This is a genomic window from Ramlibacter rhizophilus (genome assembly GCF_004681965.1).
GTDB classification, from domain to species: domain Bacteria; phylum Pseudomonadota; class Gammaproteobacteria; order Burkholderiales; family Burkholderiaceae_C; genus Ramlibacter; species Ramlibacter rhizophilus.
The window spans coordinates 412,279-431,955 of the sequence record NZ_SMLL01000005.1 but is presented as its reverse complement, the minus strand read 5'-3'; the positions used below and the strand labels follow the sequence as shown (position 1 = coordinate 431,955).

The window sequence follows — 19,677 nt, the reverse complement described above, 5'->3', positions numbered from 1 at the left end:
ATCACCCGCGCCACGCTGCCTCGATCGCCGCGACGTCGATCTTCGTCATCTGCATCATGGCCTCGAAGGCCCGCCGCGCGGCCGCGCGGTCCGGGTCGGCAATGGCCTGGGTGAGGACGCGCGGCGTGATCTGCCAGGACACGCCCCACCGGTCCTTGCACCAGCCGCAGGCGCTTTCCTGGCCGCCGTTGCCCACGATGGCGTTCCACAGGCGGTCGGTCTCGTCCTGGTCGTCGGTGGCGACCTGGAAGGAGAAGGCCTCGGTCTGCGGAAAAGCCGGACCGCCGTTCAGGCCCAGGCAGGGAATGCCCAGGACGGTGAATTCGACGGTGAGGACGTCGCCTTCCTTGCCGGCGGGATAGTCGGCCGGCGCGCGGTGCACGGCGCGGACCTCGCTGTCCGCAAAGGTGCGGGCATAGAACTGCGCCGCTTCCAGGGCGCCGCCGTCGTACCAAAGGCACAGGGTGTTCTTCGGATGCATCACGGGTCTCTCCTCGCCGGTGCCGCCGGCGGCCGCCGGGCAGTCTGCCACGAATGTCACGGCTTCGGGCCAGCGCAGGAGCTGCCCACAGCTTCCGGGCGGTTGTGCCCCGATTGACCACCTGTTTTCCACAGGCTTGTCCAGTGACCGGCGGGCTCATCCCCTCTACCATTGGCGCCCGAAAGAACCTCCATGTCTGCAGTACTGACAAGCGTCGAAGACGACTTCCCGCGCGACCGCGAAGTCGCGAAACTGAGGGTGCCGCCGCACTCCATCGAAGCCGAATCCAGCGTCCTGGGTGGACTGTTGCTCGATAACGGCGCCTGGGACCGCATGGGCGACCTGCTGTCCGACAACGATTTCTACCGCTACGAGCACCGCCTGATCTTCAAGGCCGTGGCCGACCTGGTGAACGCCACCAAGCCGGCCGACGTGATCACGGTGTTCGAGCACCTCCAGAGCCTGGGCAAGGCCGAGGAGGTCGGCGGCCTGGCCTACCTCAATTCGCTTGCGCAGTACGTGCCGAGCGCCGCCAACATCCGGCGCTACGCCGAGATCGTTCGCGAGCGCGCCATCCTGCGCAAGCTGGTCACCGCCTCGGACGAGATCGCCACCGCGGCCTTCAACCCGCAGGGCAAGGCCGTGGACAAGATCCTGGACGAGGCCGAGCAGAAGATCTTCCACATCGGCGAGGAGGGCTCGCGCAACAAGCAGGGCTTCCACGACATGGGGGCGCTGGTGGTGGACCTGCTGGACCGGGTCCAGGAGATGGCCGACAACCCCAGCGACATCACGGGCGTGCCCTCCGGCTTCTACGACCTGGACCGCATGACCTCGGGCCTGCAGGCCGGCGACCTGATCATCCTGGCCGCGCGGCCGTCCATGGGAAAGACCTCCTTCGCGATCAACATCGCCGAGCACGTGGCCATGAACGAGGAGCTGCCGGTGGCGGTGTTCTCCATGGAAATGGGCGCCGCGCAGCTGGCCATCCGTATCGTGGGTTCCATCGGACGCATCGACCAGGGGCATCTGCGCACGGGCAAGCTGAACGACGAGGAGTGGCCGCGCCTGACCGAGGCCATCGAGAAGCTGCGCAACGTGTCGCTGCACATCGACGAGACGCCCGGCCTCACCGTCAGCGAACTGCGCGCCAACGCCCGGCGCCTGGCGCGCCAGTGCGGCGGCAAGCTGGGGCTGATCGTCATCGACTACCTGCAGCTCATGAGCGTGTCCACCGGCATGAGCGACGAGAACCGCGCCACCGCCGTCGGTGAAATCTCGCGCGGCCTCAAGATGCTGGCCAAGGAGCTGGGCTGCCCCGTGATCGCGCTGTCGCAGCTGTCCCGCGGCGTGGAGTCGCGCACCGACAAGCGGCCCATGATGAGCGACCTGCGCGAGTCCGGCGCCATCGAGCAGGATGCCGACGTCATCATGTTCATCTACCGCGACGACTACTACAACAAGGACTCCAAGGAGCCGGGCGTCGCCGAAGTCATCATCAGCAAGCAGCGAAACGGCCCCACCGGCACGGTGAAGCTGGCCTTCCTGCGCCAGCTCACGAAGTTCGAGTCGCTCGCCTCGGGCAGCGACGACTTCTGATCCGCCTCAGGCGGCGCGCTCGCGCAGGCGCGCCGCGAGCGGCCCGCGCAGGCGCCGCACCAGGGCCTTCTCGCCCTCCGCGGCCAGGAACACGAAGAGTCCTGCGCCCACCACCCGCAGCCACTCGCCCACCGAGAGCGGCGCCGTTCCGAACCACTCGTTCATCTGCGGCGTGTACGTGAACAGGAGCTGCAAGGGCACGCAGGCCGCGATCGACAGCAGCACATACGGATTGCCGGTCAGTCCCTCGCGCGTGAGCACCGGCGCCAGGACGTAGCGGCTGTTCAGGAGGTAGAACATCTCGGCAGCCACGATGGTGTTCACGGCCATCGTGCGTGCCGTCTCCACGCCCGTGCCGCGCTCCAGCTCCCACAGGAACAGGCCGAGGGCGGCCACCATCATCAGCACCGACACCATCACGACGCGCCAGGCGAACAGGCCCGTCAGCAGCGATTCGCCAGGCGGGCGCGGCCGACGCGCCATGATGCCGGGCTCGGGCGGCTCGAAGGCCAGGGCCAGGCCCAGCGCCGCGGAAGTCACCATGTTGATCCACAGCACCTGGGCCGCGGTGAGCGGCAGCGTGAGCTCGAACAGGATGGCGGAGATGACGATCAGCGCCTCGCCGCCGTTGGTCGGCAGGATGAAGAGGATGAACTTGCGGATGTTGTCGTAGACCGCGCGGCCTTCGCGCACCGCCAGCACGATGGTGGCGAAGTTGTCGTCGGCCAGCACCATGGCGGCGGCCTCCTTGGCGGCTTCGGTGCCCTTGTGGCCCATGGCCGTGCCGATGTCGGCCTGCTTGAGCGCCGGCGCGTCGTTGACGCCGTCGCCCGTCATGGCCACCACCTCGCCGCCGGCCTGCAGCGCCCGCACCAGGCGCAGCTTGTGTTCGGGGCTGGTGCGGGCGAACACGTCCACGTCCTGCACCACGCGCCGCAGCTCCGCGTCGTCCATGAGCGACAGCTCGGCGCCGGTGAGCGCGGGCTTGCCGCTGCCGATGCCGAGCTGCGCACCGATGGCGCGTGCCGTCTCGGCGTGGTCGCCGGTGATCATCTTGACCTGCATGCCGGCGCTGCGGCACTCGGCCACGGCCGCCCGCGCCTCGGCGCGCGGCGGGTCGATGAGGCCCACCAGCCCGAGCATCAGCAGCTCGCCTTCCAGCGCGTCGCCGTCGAAGCGACCGCCGGGCAGCTCGCCGCTTCGCAGCGCCAGCGCCAGCACGCGCAGGCCCTGGCTCGCCATGTCGGTGGCGATGCGGCGCCAGCCGTCCACGTCCAGTGGGGCTTCGCCCGCGTCCGTCCATTGCGCGCGGCACAGGTCCAGCACGCGCTCCGGGGCCCCCTTGACGCAGATCCTCGCCTCGCCGCCAGCGGCGCGGTGCTGCGTGGCCATGAAGCGGCGCTCCGACTCGAAGGGGATGACCTTCTCGCGCGGCCAATCCTGCTTGCCCTGCTCGCGGGACCAGTTCGCCTTCTCGCCGAGCACCAGCAAGGCGCCATCGGTCGGATCGCCCTCGACGCGGCGGCCGCCGTCGCCCGCGCGCATGCGCGCATCGTTGCACAGCACGCCGACTTCCACGCACAGCCGCAGCGCCGGATGCGCGCCGGGGTCCACCGCGTGGTCGCCGATGCAGAAGGTCCCCTGCGGCTCGTAGCCCACGCCCTCGACCCGCGCCGCGCCGCCGGCCCAGGCCACGCGCTGCACCGTCATCTCGTTGCGGGTGAGGGTGCCGGTCTTGTCCGAGCAGATCACGGTCACGGACCCCAGGGTTTCGACCGCCGGCAGGTGGCGCAGGATCGCCCGGTGGCGCGCCATGCGCTGCACGCCCAGGGCCAGCGTCACGGTGAGGATGGCGGGCAGGCTTTCCGGAATGGCGGCCGCCGCCAGCGCCACGACCATCATGAACATCTCGGCGGCGGGTTGTCCGCGCCACAGCGTACCCAGGAGGAAGGTGAGCGCGGACACGCCGAGGATGGCCGCCGCAAGCAAGCGGCCGAAGCGGTCGATCTGCTGCAGCATCGGCGTGCGTGCCCGCTCCACCTGCGTCAGCAGGCGGTTGATGCCGCCCAACTCGGTGGCCGTGCCGGTGGCGACCACCACGCCTTCCCCTTGGCCCTGGACCACCAGCGTGCCCGAATAGGCCATGCCCTCGCGGTCGCCCAGGGGCGCATCGGTCGCCACCGGCTCCGTGCTCTTGTCAACGGGCACGGATTCACCGGTCAGCGCCGACTCGTCCACGCGCAGCTGCAGGGCGTTCACCAGCCGCAGGTCGGCCGGCACGCGGTCGCCGCTGGCGATCACCACCCGGTCGCCGGGCACCAGCGATGCGGCGGGCACCTCCTGCCGATGGCCTTCGCGCACGACCGTCGCGTGCGGCGAGAGCATCCGGCGGATGCCCTCCAGCGCGGCCTCGGCCTTGCCTTCCTGGAAGAAGCCGATGAGCGCGTTGACCAGGGCGGCGGCGAGCAGCACGGCCGTGTCCACCGTGTGTCCCAGGAAGGCCGTGATGCCGGCCGCGGCCAGGATCAGGTACAGCAGGACGTTGTGGAACTGGCCCAGGAAGCGACGCAGCGCGCTGCGTCGCGGCGGCTCGGGGAGGGCATTGGCGCCGTGCTGCGCGAGACGACGCTGCGCTTGCTCATGGCTCAGACCGCCCGGCGGCGACTTCAGGTGCTCACCGACTTGCGGCGCGTCGAGCGTGTGCCAGTCGGGCGTGGAAGGCCGCTCGGTCACGGGTACTCCTCGGCTGCAATGCGAACCCGCCACCGGCGGGGCCGCGGTATCCCCGAAGTCTGCCGTGATCCGTCGGCCCTGGCTTGATGAACCTCAAGCCGGGCGTCGGGCGCGACCGTCCTACAGGGCTTCGGACGCGAAGTCCGCCAGCCGCGAGCGTTCGCCCCGCGCCAGCGTGATGTGCCCGCCGTGCGGCCAGCCCTTGAACTTGTCCACGGCGAAGGTCAGGCCCGAAGAGCCTTCGGTGAGGTAGGGCGTGTCGATCTGCGCGAGGTTGCCCATGCAGATGATCTTGGTGCCCGGGCCGGCGCGGGTGATCAGGGTCTTCATCTGCTTGGGCGTGAGGTTCTGCGCCTCGTCGACGATCACGTACTTGTTGAGGAAGGTCCGTCCGCGCATGAAATTCATGCTCTTGACCTTGATGCGGCTGCGGATGAGCTCGTTGGTGGCGGCACGTCCCCACTCGCCGGCGCTGGTCTCGGTCTTGGCCAGCACTTCGAGGTTGTCGTCCAGCGCACCCATCCAGGGGCCCATCTTCTCTTCCTCGGTGCCGGGCAGGAAGCCGATGTCCTCGCCCACGCTCACCGTGGCGCGGGTGACGATGATCTCGGTGTAGCGCCGCTCGTCCAGCACCTGCGTGAGGCCCGAGGCCAAGGCCATCAGCGTCTTGCCGGTGCCGGCGGTGCCGGTGAGCGTCACGAAGTCGATCTCCGGGTCCATGAGCAGGTTCATGGCGAAGTTCTGCTCGCGGTTGCGCGTGGTCACGCCCCACACGGCGTGCTTGAGGTGGCCGTAGTCCTTCAAGGTCTTGAGCACGGCGGTGCGGCCGCGGATCTCGGTCACGCGGGCATAGAGGCTGGGTTCGCCGGGCGCCTCGAAGTACACGAACTGGTTGATCAGCAAACTCGGGACGATCGGCCCGCTGATCCGGTAGAAGGTGTGCAGCCCGCTCTGCCAGCTCTCCACCGTCTTGCCGTGCTTGGCCCAGAAGTCCGGCGGCAGGGCCAGGGCGCCGGAGTACAGCAGCTCCAGGTCGTCGATGGTCTTGTCGTTGCGGTAGTCCTCGGTCGCCAGGCCCAGCGCGCGGGCTTTCACGCGCATGTTGATGTCCTTGGACACCAGCACCACCTCGCGGGGCGCATGCTGGTCGCGCAGCGCCTGCACCACGCCCAGGATCTGGTTGTCGGCCTTGCCCTGCGGCAGGTTCTGCGGCGTGGTGATGGCCAGCGCCTGGGTCTGGAAGAACAGGCACCCGCCCGCTTCGCGGTGGCCGGTCGCATCCAGCTGGATGCCGGCGGCGATGTCGGCGCCGTTGGAGCCGGCCAGTGCGTCCAGCGAGCGGCTCGCCTGCCGTGCGTTGCGCGCCACCTCCGTGGTGCCCTTCTTGTGGCTGTCCAGTTCCTCCAGCACGATCATGGGCAGGAAGATGTCGTGTTCCTCGAAGCGGAACAGGCACATCGGGTCGTGCATCAGCACGTTGGTGTCGAGCACGAAGAGCTTGGCCGCGGCAGTCGCCTTGGCCTTGGGCTTGCGCGGCCGGCCTTCGCTTGCGGCGGCAGGGCGGCGGCGCGCGGTCTCCACCGGCGCCGGCTCGGGGGCGTCGATGACGACGATGTCCTCGTCGTCCACCTCGACTTCCAGCAGGGACTCCGCGTGCGCATCGCCGCCGCCGCTGCCGGGCCGCGGATCGAAGACCACGGCCTGGGGCCGCTCAGGCGCCTCCAGCGCCCCGGCCGCCGCCGGTTTTCGAGCCGCCTTGGACGAGGTCCGGGCCGGTGCCTCGTAGGCATCGGACGGAAGCAGGGCGGCGCGTTTGGTGGGGGCGGCGGGCAGCGGCATAGGCGAGGGTGTTCCCGGATGGAGTGGACTGCGGAAAAGAAAAAAGCCGCCCCGAGAACCGGGCGGCTTTTGCGGAGCTTGCAGCGGTGACGCGGCGCGTCAGGGACAACAGCATGCGGACCATTATGCATGCCCGAGGGGGCGTGGCAATGACGGGTGAACCGCTGTTGTGGCAGCGCCTCGAATCGGTGAAGCGAGGCGCGCCGGGCAGGTGAAGCTCAGGCAGCCTTCTTGAGGAGCTTGACGGCCTTGAGCACCTCGTCCACGTGGCCGGGCACCTTGAGGCCGCGCCACTCCTGCTTGAGGATGCCGTCGGCACCGATGAGGAAGGTGCTGCGCTCGATGCCCTTGACCTTCTTGCCGTACATGATCTTGTTCTTGACCACGCCGAACATGTGGCACATTTTCTCTTCGGTGTCGGCGATGAGTTCGAAAGGCAGCTCGAGCTTGGCCTTGAAGTCGTCGTGCGACTTCATGTTGTCGCGCGAGACGCCGAAGACCGTGGCGCCGGCCTTGACGAAGTCCTTGTACTTGTCGCGAAATTGCATGGCCTCGGTGGTGCAGCCGGGCGTGTTGTCCTTGGGGTAGAAATACAGCACCAGAATCTGGCCCAGGTGCGAGGTGTTGGACACCTTGAGCCCACCGGTGGCGTTCGCTTCAAATTCTGGAATGGGTTTGTTGACAACGATCGCCATGGACTTGTATCTCGCGTGACAGGGTTTTCTCGTGGCGGCGCCAAGGCGTAGCCGTGGCGTGGGTCGTCGATTTTAACCGATTTACATCTCTGGCCGGGGCGCAGGGTCCGTGCGCGGCCCCCACCGCCGGTTGTGCGCGTGCTTCAGGCCGGTGTTTCGACCACCAGCGCGGCGGCCACGCGACGACCTTCCTGGGCCAGGATGTTGTAGGTGCGGCAGGCCGCGGCCGTGTCCATGGTCTCCACGCCGATGCGTCGCGCGACCAGCGGCGCGAGCCACGCCGGCCGCGGGAAGCGGATGCGTGATCCGCTGCCGAAGATCACCACCTCCACGTCCAGGGCGGCCAGGGTCTCGAAGTGCGTGGGCTGCAGGGCTTCCCACGCAGCCGCGGGCCAGTCGATGCGCTCGCCCTGCGAGCCCACGATGACGCTGTGTTCGATGCGCTGTCCGTCCACGGCCACCCAGCCGGGTCCATGACCCGTGATGGTCGGTGCGCTGGAGCGGTCGGGCTGCAGTTTCATGGTGGTTCAACTATGGTCAAATTGTAGGTTTTCACCGCGAGACGCCTTGCCGGAGGCCCTTTGAAGACCATCCAGAAATCGGCCAAGCTGGCCAACGTTCTCTACGATATCCGCGGGCCCATCATGGACGCCGCCCGGCGCATGGAGGACGAGGGCCAGAAGATCATCAAGCTCAACATCGGCAACCTCGCCGCCTTCGGCTTCGACGCACCCGAGGAGATCCAGCAGGACATGGCCCGCAACCTGCCCAACTCGGCAGGTTACTCGGACAGCAAGGGCATTTTCGCCGCCCGCAAGGCGGTGATGCATTACACGCAGCAACAAGGCATCAAGGGCGTCACGCTGGACGATGTGTACCTCGGCAATGGCGCGAGCGAACTCATCGCCATGGCCACCAACGCGCTGCTCGACGACGGCGACGAGCTGCTCATCCCCACGCCCGACTACCCGCTGTGGACCGCAGCCACCACGCTGTCCGGCGGCACGCCCGTGCACTACCTGTGCGACGAGGCCAACGAATGGATGCCCGACGTGGCGGACATCCGCCGCAAGATCACGCCGCGCACCAAGGGCATCGTGGTCATCAACCCCAACAACCCCACGGGCGCGCTGTACTCGCCCGAACTGCTGCGCGAGATCGTCGCCGTCGCGCGCGAGCATGGCCTGGTGATCCTGGCCGACGAGGTCTACGACAAGGTGCTCTACGAGGACGCGCAGCACACGGCCATCGCCAGCCTGTCGGAAGACGTGCTCACGCTGACCTTCAACTCGCTGTCCAAGAGCTACCGGTCCTGCGGCTACCGGGCCGGCTGGATGGTGGTCTCGGGCGACAGGAAGCCCGCGGCCGACTACATCGAAGGCCTGAACATGCTCACCAACATGCGCCTGTGCGCCAATGTGCCGGGGCAGTGGGCCATCCAGACGGCGCTGGGCGGCTACCAGAGCATCCATGAGCTGGTCGGGCCCGGCGGGCGCCTGCGCCGCCAGCGCGACGTGGCCTACGAGATGCTCACGGCCATTCCCGGCGTCAGCTGCGTCAAGCCGCGCGCGGCGCTGTACATGTTCCCGCGCCTGGACCCGCAGGTCTATCCGGTCCAGGACGACCGGCAGTTCTTTCTGCAGCTGCTGCAGGAAACGCGCGTGATGCTGGTGCAGGGCACCGGCTTCAACTGGCCGCGGCCCGACCACTTCCGCATGGTCTTCCTTCCCCATGAAGACGACCTTCGCGAGGCCATCGGCCGCATCGCGAAGTTCCTCGAAACCTACCGCAAGCGTCACTCCTCATGAAACCCATCCAAGTCGGCCTGCTGGGCATCGGCACCGTCGGCAGCGGCGTCTTCAACGTCCTGCAGCGCAACCAGACCGAGATCACCCGCCGGGCCGGGCGCGGCATCGAGATCGCCATGGTCGCGGACCTGGACACGGAGCGCGCCCGCACCGTGGTGGGCGAGGGCGTGCGCGTCGTCGCCGACGCGCGCGCCGTCATCGCCAATCCGGACATCGACATCGTGATCGAGCTGATCGGCGGCTACGGCATCGCCCGCCAGCTCGTCATGGAGGCCATCGAGGCCGGCAAGCACGTGGTCACGGCCAACAAGGCGCTGCTGGCCGTGCACGGCACCGAGATCTTCGCGGCGGCGCACCGGCGCGGCGTGATGGTCGCGTTCGAGGCGGCCGTGGCCGGCGGCATCCCCATCATCAAGGCGCTGCGCGAGGGTCTCACGGCCAACCGCATCGAGTGGATCGCCGGGATCATCAACGGCACCACCAACTTCATCCTCTCGGAAATGCGCGACAAGGGCCTGGACTTCGAGGCCGTGCTCAAGGAGGCGCAGCGCCTGGGCTATGCCGAGGCCGACCCCACCTTCGACATCGAGGGCGTGGACGCGGCGCACAAGGCCACCATCATGTCGGCCATCGCCTTCGGCATCCCGGTGCAGTTCGACAAGGCCCACGTGGAAGGCATCACGAAGCTCGGCGCGCAGGACATCCGCTATGCCGAGCAGCTGGGCTACCGCATCAAGCTGCTGGGCATCGCCAAGCGGCGCGACAGCGGCGTGGAGCTGCGCGTGCACCCCTGCCTGGTGCCGGCGCGGCGGCTGATCGCCAACGTCGAGGGCGCCATGAACGCCGTGATGGTCCAGGGCGATGCCGTGGGCACCACGCTCTACTACGGCAAAGGGGCCGGCAGCGAGCCCACGGCCAGCGCGGTGATCGCCGACCTGGTGGACGTCACGCGCCTGCACACGGCCGATGCCGCGCACCGCGTGCCGCACCTGGCCTTCCAGCCCGACAGCCTCTCCGACCAGCCCGTGCTGTCCATGAGCGAAGTCGTCACCAGCTATTACCTCCGGCTGCGCGTGGCCGACCAGGCCGGCGTGCTCGCGCAGGTGACGGGACTGCTGGCCGGGGCCGGCATCTCCATCGACGCCATCCTGCAGCGCGAGGCGGGCGAGGGCGAGAACCAGACCGACCTCATCATCCTCACGCACGACGTGCGCGAGGGCACCATGGACGAGGTGCTGGCCCAGGTGCAGGCGCTGCCCACGGTGGTGGCGCCCATCGTGCGCATCCGCAAGGAAGAACTCGCCTGATGCGCTACCTGTCCACCCGCGGCCATCCGGATCGCAAGCGCTTCAGCGAGATTCTGCTCGAAGGCCTGGCGCCCGACGGCGGCCTCTACCTGCCCGAGCACTACCCGCAGGTCGATGCGGCCACGCTCGCGCGCTGGCGCGGCCTGCCCTATGCGGACCTCGCCTTCGAGATCCTCTCGCTCTACATCGACGACATCCCGGCCGAGGACCTGCGCGCCATCTGCCGCAAGACCTACACGCAAGAGGTCTTCGGCACGCGCGAGATCGCGCCGGTGGCGGCGCTGGCGGACGGCCTGTACCTCCAGGCCCTGTCCAACGGCCCCACGCTGGCCTTCAAGGACATGGCCATGCAGCTGCTGGGCCACCTGTTCGAGTACGAGCTGGCGCGTCGCGGCGAGGAGCTCAACATCCTGGGCGCCACCTCGGGCGACACGGGCAGCGCCGCCGAGTACGCCATGCGGGGCAAGAAGGGCGTGCGGGTCTTCATGACCTCGCCGCATGGGCGCATGAGCCCCTTCCAGCAGGCGCAGATGTTCAGCCTGCAGGACGAGAACATCCACAACCTGGCCATCGAAGGCGTCTTCGACGACTGCCAGGACATCGTCAAGGCCGTCTCCAATGACCTGGAGTTCAAGCGGCGCTTGCGCATTGGAACGGTCAACTCCATCAACTGGGCGCGCCTCGTGGCCCAGGTGGTGTACTACTTCGCCGGCTGGTTCCAGGCCACGCGCGGCGAGGGCGAACGCGTGAGCTTCGCCGTGCCTTCGGGCAACTTCGGCAATGTCTGCGCCGGGCACGTCGCGCGCATGATGGGCCTGCCCATCGAGACGCTGGTGGTCGCCACCAACGAGAACGACGTCCTCGACGAGTTCTTCCGCACCGGCATCTACCGCGTGCGCGGCGCCGCCGACACGTACGAGACCTCCAGCCCCAGCATGGACATCTCCAAGGCCAGCAACTTCGAGCGCTTCGTCTTCGACCTGCTGGGGCGTGACGGCGAGCGCGTGCGCGCGCTGTTCGCAGCGGCCCTGCAGCAGCAAGGGCGCTTCGACCTGTCCGCCGAGCTGCCGCTCGCCCGCGATCGCTTCGGGTTCCGCAGCGGCCGCAGCACGCATGCCGACCGCCTGGCCACCATCCGCGAGGTGTACGAGAAGCATCACCGGATGATCGACACGCACACGGCCGACGGCCTGAAGGTCGCGCGCGAGCACCGCCAGCCCGGCGTGCCCATGATCGTGCTGGAGACGGCGCTTCCCATCAAGTTCGCCGCCACCATCGTCGAAGCGCTGCGGCGCGAGCCCGAGCGGCCGGCGCGCTTCGAGGGCATCGAGCTGCTGCCGCGCCGCGTGACGGTGCTGCCGGCCGACGTGGGCAGGGTCAAGGACTACATCGCGGCGCATTGCGCGTGAGCGCGGCACGAAACGGCAGGACGACATGAAGGTAGTGGGTTTCGCCGGCTACTCCGGCTCGGGCAAGACGACGCTGGTCGAGCGCCTCATTCCTGCGCTCAGGCTGCGCGGGCTGCGCGTATCGGTGGTCAAGCATGCGCACCATGCCTTCGACATCGACCATCCGGGCAAGGACACCTATCGCCACCGCGAGGCCGGCGCCTTCGAGGTGGTGGTCGCGTCCGAGCGGCGCCTGGCCCTGATCCGCGAGTTCGAGCAGCCCGCGCGGCTGTCGGTGCACCACCTCGTCGCCGAGCTGTGGGAGGGCGTGGACTGGGTGCTGGTCGAGGGCTTCAAGGAGAGCAACCTGCTCAAGGTCGAGGTCTGGCGGGCATCCGCGGGCAAGCCGGCGCGCTACATGGATGACGACTTCATCGTCGCCATCGCCACGGACGAGCCGGCGAATCTGCCCGAGGCGACCCTGCGGCCCGTGCTGGACCTCAACGACCCCGACGCGGTCGCCCAGTGGCTGACCGACAATGGCGAGCGATTCGACTATCGCCCGGAGATCTACGCATGAATGCGGCGCGTCCCACCCTGCGGCCTTTGGACGATGCGCTGGCCGAGCTGCTGGCGCACGCGCGGCCGCTCGCGGGCCGCGAGACCGTCTCCACCTTCGACGCCGACGGGCGCGTGCTCGCGCAGGACCTGGTCTCGGCCCTGCAGGTGCCGCCGCAGGACAACAGCGCCATGGACGGCTACGCGGTGCGCAGCGCCGAGGTGGCGCGGGCCCTCGAGCAGGGCGCGGCGCTGCCGGTGAGCCAACGCATCCCCGCGGGCGCGGCGGCCGCGCCGCTCGCGCCCGGCAGCGTGGCGCGCATCTTCACCGGCGCGCCGGTGCCGCAGGGCGCCGACGCCGTCGTCATGCAGGAAGACACCGCGCCGGCGCAGGAAGAAGGCCAGGTCCGCATCCTCAAGCCGGCCCCGGCCGGCGCCTGGATCCGCCGCAGCGGCGAGGACGTCACGCGGGGCGCCACCATCCTGCGCGCCGGTGAGCGCCTCGGCCCCGCGGCCCTGGGCCTGGCCGCCGGCATCGGCATGGCGCGGCTGGAGGTGGCGCAGCGTCCTCGCGTGGCCCTGTTCTCCACCGGCGACGAGCTGGTCATGCCCGGCGAGCTGCCGCCCGAGCGCATGCCGCCCGGGGCCATCTACAACTCCAACCGTTTCTTCCTGCGCAGCCTGCTGCTGCGCCTGGGCTGCGAGGTCTCGGACCTGGGCATCGTGCCCGACCGGCGCGAGGCCACGCTGGAGGCCTTGCGCTCGGCCGCGGGTTCGCACGACCTGATCCTCACCAGCGGCGGCGTCTCCGTGGGGGAGGAAGACCACATCAAGCCGGCCGTGCAGCAGCTCGGCCGGCTGGACCTGTGGCAGATCGCCATGAAGCCGGGCAAGCCCTTCGCCTACGGTGTCGTCGGCAGGCAAGCGGACGGCGAGTGCCACTTCATCGGCCTGCCGGGCAACCCGGTGTCCAGCTTCGTCACCTTCCTGCTGCTGGTACGGCCCTTCCTGCTCAAGCTCCAGGGCGCCACGCAGCTGGCACCGGTGGCCAGCGCGCTGCCCGCCCACTTCGACTGGCCGCGCGCGGACAAGCGGCGCGAGTTCCTGCGCGTGCGGCGCGACGGCGAAGGCGGACTCGCCTTGTTCCCCAACCAGAGCTCGGGCGTGCTCACCTCGGCGGCCTGGTGCGACGGGCTGGTCGATGTCGCGGCCGGCCGCACCATCCAGCGCGGCGAAGCGGTGCCTTTCCTCGACCTTGCGCAACTGCTGTCATGAAGCTCTCGCTGCGTTACTTCGCCTCGGTTCGCGAGGCCATCGGCACCGCCTCGGAAACCATCGACACCGAGGCCACCACGCTCGGCGCGCTGCGCGAGCAGTTGATCGACCGTGGCGGGCGCCATGCCGAAGCGCTCTCACGCGAGCGGGCCCTGCGCATGGCCATCGACCAGGTCATGGCCGATGAAACCACGGCCCTTCGCGAGGGGGCCGAGGTCGCGTTCTTCCCCCCGGTCACCGGGGGCTGAAGGGGATGGCCATGGCGTCCGCGCGCGTTCGCATCCAGGCCGGGGACTTCGACCTCGGCGCCGAAGTGGCGGCCCTGCGCGCGGGCGACGCAGGGGTGGGCGCCGTGTGCAGTTTCGTGGGCACCGTGCGGGACCGCAGCGAGGGCAGCGCCGTGAGCGCCATGGAGCTGGAGCACTACCCCGGCATGACCGAGGCGTCCATCGAGGCCATGATCGACGAGGCCCTGCGCCGCTTCGACATCCGCGCCGTGCGCGTCATCCACCGCGTGGGGCCGCTGCAGCCGCAGGACCAGATCGTGCTGGTGGCCGTCACCTCGGCGCACCGCGGCCAGAGCTTCCAGGCCTGCGAGTTCCTGATGGACTACCTCAAGACCCAGGCGCCGTTCTGGAAGAAGGAGCGCACGCCCGAGGGTGAGCGCTGGGTCGATGCCCGGGTGAGCGACGACGCGGCGCTCGCCCGGTGGGGAATCGCCGGTACCAACGCCGGCTGAATGCTCACTTGGGCTCGAAGCCGCTGGACCGGATGATGCGCTCCCAGGTCTGGCCGTACCGGCGCACCGTGCCGGCGAACGCGGCCTGCGGCTGGTAGCCCACGTTCAGGCCCATGGCCGTGAGACGCTCGCGCACCTCGGGCATCGCCACCACCTTCTGCAGCGCCTGGCCGAAGCGGTCCAGTTCGGCGGCCGGCGTTCCGGCCGGCGCGAAGACGCCGTAATACGGCAGGTCGTCCAGGTTGGAAAAGCCCAGTTCCGCGAAGGTGGGCACCTCGGGCAGCAGGGGCTGCCGCTTGTCGCCGATCACGGCCACGATGCGCAGCTTGCCGGCGCGGTGGTTCTCGATGAAGTCGGGGATGGAACCGATGCCGGCCTTGATCTGGTTGCCCAGCATGTCGGCCATCATGGGAGCGCTTCCGCGGTAGGGCGCGGCCTGCAGGTCGAGCTGGTATTTCCGGCCGATCATGTCCACCAGGAACTCGGGGATGGAGCCCGGTGCCGGCACGCCGATCGTGTCCTTGCCGCCCGTGCTGCGCACCGCCTTCACGTACTCGTCCACGCTGCGCGCCGGGGTGCCGCTCGAGACGGCCAGCGCGTTGGCGAAGGTGGCGAAGCCGGCCACCGGCACGAAATCCGTCGCGGGCGCGAAGCCGGGGTTGCGCGTCACCAGCGGCAGGATGGCGACGGTGTGGTCGTGGCTCAGGAAGAAGGTGCGGCCGTCGGCCGGCGCGGCCTTCAGGGCCTGGGCGGCGATCTGGCCGCCCGCGCCGGCGCGGTTCTCCACCACCACCGGTGCGCCGAGCACGTCCTTGAGCTTGTCTGCCAGGGTGCGGGCGATGGCGTCGCTGCCGCCGCCGGGCGGGAAGCCCACCAGCAGGCGGATGGGCGAGGCCGACTGTGCGAAGGCGCAGGCCAGGGGTGAGAGCGCGAGTGCGGCGAGCAGGTGGCGGCGGGTGGAAGAGGGAGAAGAAGGCATTGTTGAAGAAGGTAGGTGTCTGACGGCGGCCGATCAAACACATCCGTTCGCCCTGAGCCTGTCGAAGGGCCTGTCCTGAGCTTGTCGAAGGTCCTGTCCTGAGCTTGTCGAAGGGCTCGCGTGGTCCTCTGGCGCAGGGCTTCGACAGCCTCAGCCCGAACGGTTTGTGGGCCGAGACGGGCTTGAGGGTCCGCTGTTTGTTGAGCCCTCGTCTGCTCGAACGGAGTGGATGGGACCGCGAGTCGCCGAGGATACCCGCAGCCAGGCGGCGACCTCAGCTGGGGCATTTGCCTTCATTTGACGCAGCGGCGCGACTCCTGCGATGCGGCGCCGGCGCATCGCGGCGCGGCCGCAGTACGCTGATGCGGGCCGGATGACCCTTGAAATCGCGGGGTCGGGCCTAAAGCTGCGGTGCAACCAGGAGCGTTGGACAACATGCGACTCGACAAACTCACCACCAAGTTCGCCGAAGCCCTGAGCGAAGCGCAGAGCCTCGCGCTGGCGAACGACCATGCCTACATCGAACCGGAGCACGTGCTCGTGGCCATGCTGCGCCAGGAGGATGGCCCGGCCGCGCTGCTGCAGCGCGCCGGCGTCAACGTGCCCGGGCTGCTGGCTTCGGCCGAGGCTGCCATGCACAAGCGCCCGCAGGTGCAGGGCCAGGAGCAGGTGCAGATCGGCCGCGAGCTGGTCACCCTGCTGCAGGGGGCCGAGAAGGAAAGCCTCAAGCGCGGCGACCAGTACATCGCCAGCGAACTCTTCATGCTCGCCGTGGCCGACAGCAAGCAGGATGTCGGCCGCATCGCGCGCGAGCACGGCCTGTCGCGCAAGTCGCTGGAGGCGGCGGTGGACGCCGTGCGCGGCGGCCAGAACGTCAACAGCGCCGAGGCGGAAGGCCAGCGCGAGGCGCTCAAGAAGTACTGCCTGGACCTCACCGAGCGCGCCCGCATGGGCAAGCTGGACCCCGTGATCGGCCGCGACGAGGAGATCCGCCGCGCCATCCAGGTGCTGCAGCGGCGCACCAAGAACAACCCGGTCCTGATCGGCGAGCCCGGCGTGGGCAAGACCGCCATCGTCGAGGGCCTCGCGCAGCGCATCGTGGCCGGTGAGGTGCCCGAGACGCTCAAGAACAAGCGCGTGCTTTCGCTGGACATGGCGGCGCTGCTGGCCGGCGCCAAGTACCGCGGCGAGTTCGAGGAGCGCCTGAAGAACGTGCTCTCCGAGCTGGCCAAGGACGAGGGCCAGACCATCGTCTTCATCGACGAGCTGCACACCATGGTGGGCGCCGGCAAGGCCGAGGGCGCCATGGACGCAGGCAACATGCTCAAGCCGGCGCTGGCGCGTGGCGAGCTGCACTGCGTGGGTGCGACCACGCTGGACGAATACCGCAAGTACATCGAGAAGGACGCCGCGCTGGAGCGCCGCTTCCAGAAGATCCTGGTGGGCGAGCCCACGGTGGAGGCCACCATCGCCATCCTGCGCGGCCTGCAGGAGAAGTACGAGGCGCACCACGGCGTGGACATCACCGACCCGGCCATCGTGGCGGCGGCCGAGCTCTCGCACCGCTACATCACGGACCGGTTCCTTCCGGACAAGGCCATCGACCTCATCGACGAGGCCGCCAGCAAGATCAAGATCGAGATCGACTCCAAGCCCGAAGCCATCGACCGCCTGGACCGCCGCATGATCCAGCTGCAGATCGAGCGCGAAGCCATGAAGAAGGAGACCGACGAGGCATCCCGCAAGCGCTTGGGCCTGATCGAGGACGAGATCGGCAAGCTGCACAAGGAGATCGCCGACCTGGAGGAAATCTGGAAGGCCGAGAAGGCCACGGCGCAGGGCAGCGCGCAGATCCGCGAGGAGATCGAGAAGGTCAAGTTCCAGATCGAGGAGTTCAAGCGCAAGGCCGACTTCAACAAGGTCGCCGAGCTGCAGTACGGCAAGCTTCCGGAACTGGAAGGCAAGCTCAAGGACGCCCAGGCGCAGGAAAGCGGCAAGGCCAAGTCCGGCAAGCCGCAGCTGCTGCGCACGCAGGTCGGCGCCGAGGAGATCGCCGAGGTCGTGGCGCGCGCCACCGGCATCCCGGTCTCCAAGCTGATGCAGGGCGAGCGCGAGAAGCTGCTGCAGATGGAGGAGCGCCTGCACCAGCGCGTGGTCGGCCAGGACGAGGCGATCAGCGCCGTGGCCAACGCCATCCGCCGCTCGCGCTCGGGGCTGTCGGACCCCAACCGCCCGACCGGCTCCTTCCTGTTCCTGGGCCCGACCGGCGTGGGCAAGACCGAGCTGTGCAAGGCGCTGGCGAGCTTCCTCTTCGACACCGAGGAGCACCTCATTCGCGTGGACATGAGCGAGTTCATGGAGAAGCACTCCGTGGCCCGCCTGATCGGCGCGCCCCCGGGTTACGTGGGCTACGAGGAGGGCGGCTACCTCACCGAGGCCGTGCGGCGCAAGCCCTACAGCGTCATCCTGCTCGACGAGGTCGAGAAGGCGCACCACGACGTCTTCAACGTGCTGCTGCAGGTGCTGGACGACGGGCGCCTGACCGACGGGCAGGGCCGTACCGTGGACTTCAAGAACACGGTCATCGTGATGACCAGCAACATCGGCTCGCACATGATCCAGGCCATGGTCGGCAAGCCCTACGAGGACGTCAAGGAAGCGGTCTGGGACGAGCTCAAGTCGCACTTCCGTCCGGAGTTCCTCAACCGCATCGACGAAACGGTGGTCTTCCACGGCCTGGGCGCCGCGCACATCGCGCAGATCGCGCGCATCCAGCTGCAGGTGCTGGAGCGGCGGCTCGCCAAGATGGACCTGCGCCTGCAGGTCTCAGAGGCGGCGCTGGAGGAACTGGCCAAGGTGGGCTTCGATCCGGTGTTCGGCGCCCGGCCGCTCAAGCGGGCGATCCAGCAGCGCATCGAGAACCCGCTGTCCAAGCTCATCCTGGAGGGGCGCTTCCCGCCCAAGAGCGCGATTCCGGTCGAGGTCGATCCGGTGCGCGAGCCGGGCGTGTTCAAATTCGGCAACGCGCAGCCGGCGGCCGAAGAAGCCGAGGCCTGAACTATCGGGCGCGAGGGCTGTCACACGGGGCGGGGACGCGGTCCCCGCCTTGTCCATTGACGACGGGGTTCAGCCCGTCTTCTCCATCAACGACGCACTCGAATGAATGATTTCCTCGGGCGGCTCCTCCGTCTCCTGACCAGCCTCGTCCTGCTGGCCGTCGGCCTGGTCGTGGCCCTGAGCCTGGCCTTTGCCGGCCTGGTGCTTCTGGCCGGCTGGGGGCTGTACGCCGGCTGGGCGCGCCTGACCGGCCGGCCCATCGTGCCCTTCGCCATGCGCATGGACCCGCGCGCGGGTTTCGGGCGCTTCTACCGGGCGGCCGCCGAGAAGGCGGCTCCGGCGAGCCGCACGCCGCGCGCCGACGCGAACCGCAGCCATGTCCCGAACCGGCGCCTCGGCGTCACTGACGTGGAGGCGCGTGAGCCTGAAGGTGTGAAGGAATCGTAGCGAGCGGCCCGAGGTGGCGCGGAGCATCGCAGCCGTACCTGGGTACGGCGAGAAGCGCAGGCGCCAGATCGGGGCGCGCAGTAGATTCATTCACACCTTCAGTTCCCGGCCGGCACCTGCAGCCCCAGCGCGTTGGCCAGGACCGACGTGGGCATGCTGCCCTCCTTGACCACCACCTCGCCGGTCACGGCGTGGTTGGCCACGATGGTGGGCACGCTCGCGAAACCATAGCGGTTCATGAGCGCGGTGTTGGCGGCCACGGCCTGCTTCTGTGCCTCGATGTCCGCGGCCGGCGCGATGCCGCCCTGCTTGGCGAGGATGGACGCCTCGTGGCGGTCCATGGCCTCCACCGGGTCGCTGGCGGCCAGGAGGGTCGCGCCCTGCAGGGTGCTGTTCGGGTTCATGAGCCCCACCGGGATCCAGATGAAGCGCGCCTGCGAGCGCAGGGGCTTGGCCGCCTGCCACAAGGCCGCGCAGTGCGGGCACTGCGGGTCGAAGAAGACGAAGACGCGCCGCACGTTCATCTCGGAGCCGACGGTGAAGCCCTTGGCTTCGGCGGCGATGGCGGCCGGGGAGGGCGCCTGCGTGGCCGATTGCGTGCCGGTGGGGCCGGCGGGCGCGGCGGAGGTGGTGGCAGGCTTGTCGCCGCAGGCGGCCAGCAGGGTGGCCGACAGGGCGGCCGCGAAGAACTTCAGCTTCAGGCTCATGGCATGACAGAACGTGGAATGAACGGGCCGGACCTTACCAGAGCGCGTCCGGCCCCTCGGAAGCC

The 19,677-nt window shown here is 69.1% G+C and carries 17 protein-coding genes; 10 read left to right on the top strand and 7 right to left on the bottom strand.

The window, feature by feature from the left end:
* Position 1: 1 nt before the first annotated feature.
* Positions 2 to 481: a VOC family protein gene (locus EZ242_RS14850; RefSeq protein ID WP_135285942.1), complete on the bottom strand. Its 480-nt coding sequence runs from the start codon at positions 479 to 481 to the stop codon at positions 2 to 4.
* A 192-nt stretch (positions 482 to 673) separates the two neighbouring features.
* On the opposite strand from EZ242_RS14850, the gene dnaB reads away from it, so the two are divergent.
* Positions 674 to 2,080, top strand: coding sequence for a replicative DNA helicase (gene dnaB, locus EZ242_RS14845; RefSeq protein ID WP_135285941.1), 1,407 nt, complete (start codon positions 674 to 676; stop codon positions 2,078 to 2,080).
* Between the two features lie 6 nt (positions 2,081 to 2,086).
* Here the strand turns inward: dnaB and EZ242_RS14840 are convergent, their stop codons facing one another.
* From EZ242_RS14840 to EZ242_RS14825, 4 genes are all read right to left on the bottom strand, one after another.
* A complete protein-coding gene (locus EZ242_RS14840; protein ID WP_135285940.1) occupies positions 2,087 to 4,813 on the bottom strand; it encodes a cation-transporting P-type ATPase in 2,727 nt (908 codons plus the stop codon).
* Between the two features lie 120 nt (positions 4,814 to 4,933).
* Positions 4,934 to 6,652: a PhoH family protein gene (locus EZ242_RS14835; RefSeq protein WP_135285939.1), complete on the bottom strand. Its 1,719-nt coding sequence runs from the start codon at positions 6,650 to 6,652 to the stop codon at positions 4,934 to 4,936.
* A gap of 218 nt (positions 6,653 to 6,870) precedes the next feature.
* On the bottom strand, positions 6,871 to 7,347 hold the full coding sequence (locus EZ242_RS14830) for a peroxiredoxin (RefSeq protein ID WP_135264847.1): 477 nt from the start codon (positions 7,345 to 7,347) through the stop codon (positions 6,871 to 6,873).
* 143 nt (positions 7,348 to 7,490) lie between these two features.
* The gene (locus tag EZ242_RS14825) at positions 7,491 to 7,868 is read right to left on the bottom strand and encodes an Mth938-like domain-containing protein (protein ID WP_135285938.1); all 378 of its coding nucleotides are present in this window, start codon (positions 7,866 to 7,868) and stop codon (positions 7,491 to 7,493) included.
* Between the two features lie 60 nt (positions 7,869 to 7,928).
* Between EZ242_RS14825 and EZ242_RS14820 the strand changes: the two genes are divergently transcribed.
* From EZ242_RS14820 to moaE, 7 genes are read left to right on the top strand one after another with little or no spacing between them, the layout of a single operon-like run.
* Positions 7,929 to 9,155 carry a pyridoxal phosphate-dependent aminotransferase gene (locus EZ242_RS14820; RefSeq protein WP_135285937.1) on the top strand — a complete coding sequence of 409 codons (1,227 nt, stop codon included), beginning with the start codon at positions 7,929 to 7,931 and terminating at the stop codon, positions 9,153 to 9,155.
* Positions 9,152 to 10,462, top strand: a complete 1,311-nt coding sequence (locus EZ242_RS14815; protein ID WP_135285936.1) for a homoserine dehydrogenase — start codon at positions 9,152 to 9,154, stop codon at positions 10,460 to 10,462. The genes EZ242_RS14820 and EZ242_RS14815 overlap by 4 nt, the downstream gene beginning before the upstream one ends.
* Positions 10,462 to 11,871, top strand: coding sequence for a threonine synthase (gene thrC, locus EZ242_RS14810; RefSeq protein ID WP_135285935.1), 1,410 nt, complete (start codon positions 10,462 to 10,464; stop codon positions 11,869 to 11,871). Before EZ242_RS14815 ends, thrC begins: the two co-directional genes overlap by 1 nt.
* A gap of 25 nt (positions 11,872 to 11,896) precedes the next feature.
* Positions 11,897 to 12,430, top strand: a complete 534-nt coding sequence (gene mobB, locus EZ242_RS14805; RefSeq protein ID WP_135285934.1) for a molybdopterin-guanine dinucleotide biosynthesis protein B — start codon at positions 11,897 to 11,899, stop codon at positions 12,428 to 12,430.
* The gene (locus tag EZ242_RS14800; RefSeq protein ID WP_135285933.1) at positions 12,427 to 13,683 is read left to right on the top strand and encodes a molybdopterin molybdotransferase MoeA; all 1,257 of its coding nucleotides are present in this window, start codon (positions 12,427 to 12,429) and stop codon (positions 13,681 to 13,683) included. Before mobB ends, EZ242_RS14800 begins: the two co-directional genes overlap by 4 nt.
* The gene (moaD, locus tag EZ242_RS14795) at positions 13,680 to 13,931 is read left to right on the top strand and encodes a molybdopterin converting factor subunit 1 (RefSeq protein WP_135285932.1); all 252 of its coding nucleotides are present in this window, start codon (positions 13,680 to 13,682) and stop codon (positions 13,929 to 13,931) included. The genes EZ242_RS14800 and moaD overlap by 4 nt, the downstream gene beginning before the upstream one ends.
* 11 nt (positions 13,932 to 13,942) lie before the next feature.
* On the top strand, positions 13,943 to 14,422 hold the full coding sequence (gene moaE / locus EZ242_RS14790; protein ID WP_135285931.1) for a molybdopterin synthase catalytic subunit MoaE: 480 nt from the start codon (positions 13,943 to 13,945) through the stop codon (positions 14,420 to 14,422).
* Positions 14,423 to 14,426: 4 nt separating this feature from the next.
* Here moaE and EZ242_RS14785 read toward each other — a convergent pair whose 3' ends face one another.
* Positions 14,427 to 15,401: a Bug family tripartite tricarboxylate transporter substrate binding protein gene (locus EZ242_RS14785; protein WP_135285930.1), complete on the bottom strand. Its 975-nt coding sequence runs from the start codon at positions 15,399 to 15,401 to the stop codon at positions 14,427 to 14,429.
* A gap of 435 nt (positions 15,402 to 15,836) precedes the next feature.
* Between EZ242_RS14785 and clpB the strand changes: the two genes are divergently transcribed.
* Together clpB and EZ242_RS14775 are read left to right on the top strand one after the other, a co-directional pair.
* A complete protein-coding gene (gene clpB / locus EZ242_RS14780) occupies positions 15,837 to 18,458 on the top strand; it encodes an ATP-dependent chaperone ClpB (RefSeq protein WP_135285929.1) in 2,622 nt (873 codons plus the stop codon).
* Between the two features lie 102 nt (positions 18,459 to 18,560).
* Complete coding sequence (locus EZ242_RS14775) at positions 18,561 to 18,905, top strand: hypothetical protein (RefSeq protein ID WP_135285928.1); 345 nt, start codon at positions 18,561 to 18,563, stop codon at positions 18,903 to 18,905.
* Positions 18,906 to 19,003: 98 nt separating this feature from the next.
* Here the strand turns inward: EZ242_RS14775 and EZ242_RS14770 are convergent, their stop codons facing one another.
* Complete coding sequence (locus EZ242_RS14770) at positions 19,004 to 19,612, bottom strand: thioredoxin fold domain-containing protein (protein WP_135285927.1); 609 nt, start codon at positions 19,610 to 19,612, stop codon at positions 19,004 to 19,006.
* Positions 19,613 to 19,677: the final 65 nt, after the last annotated feature.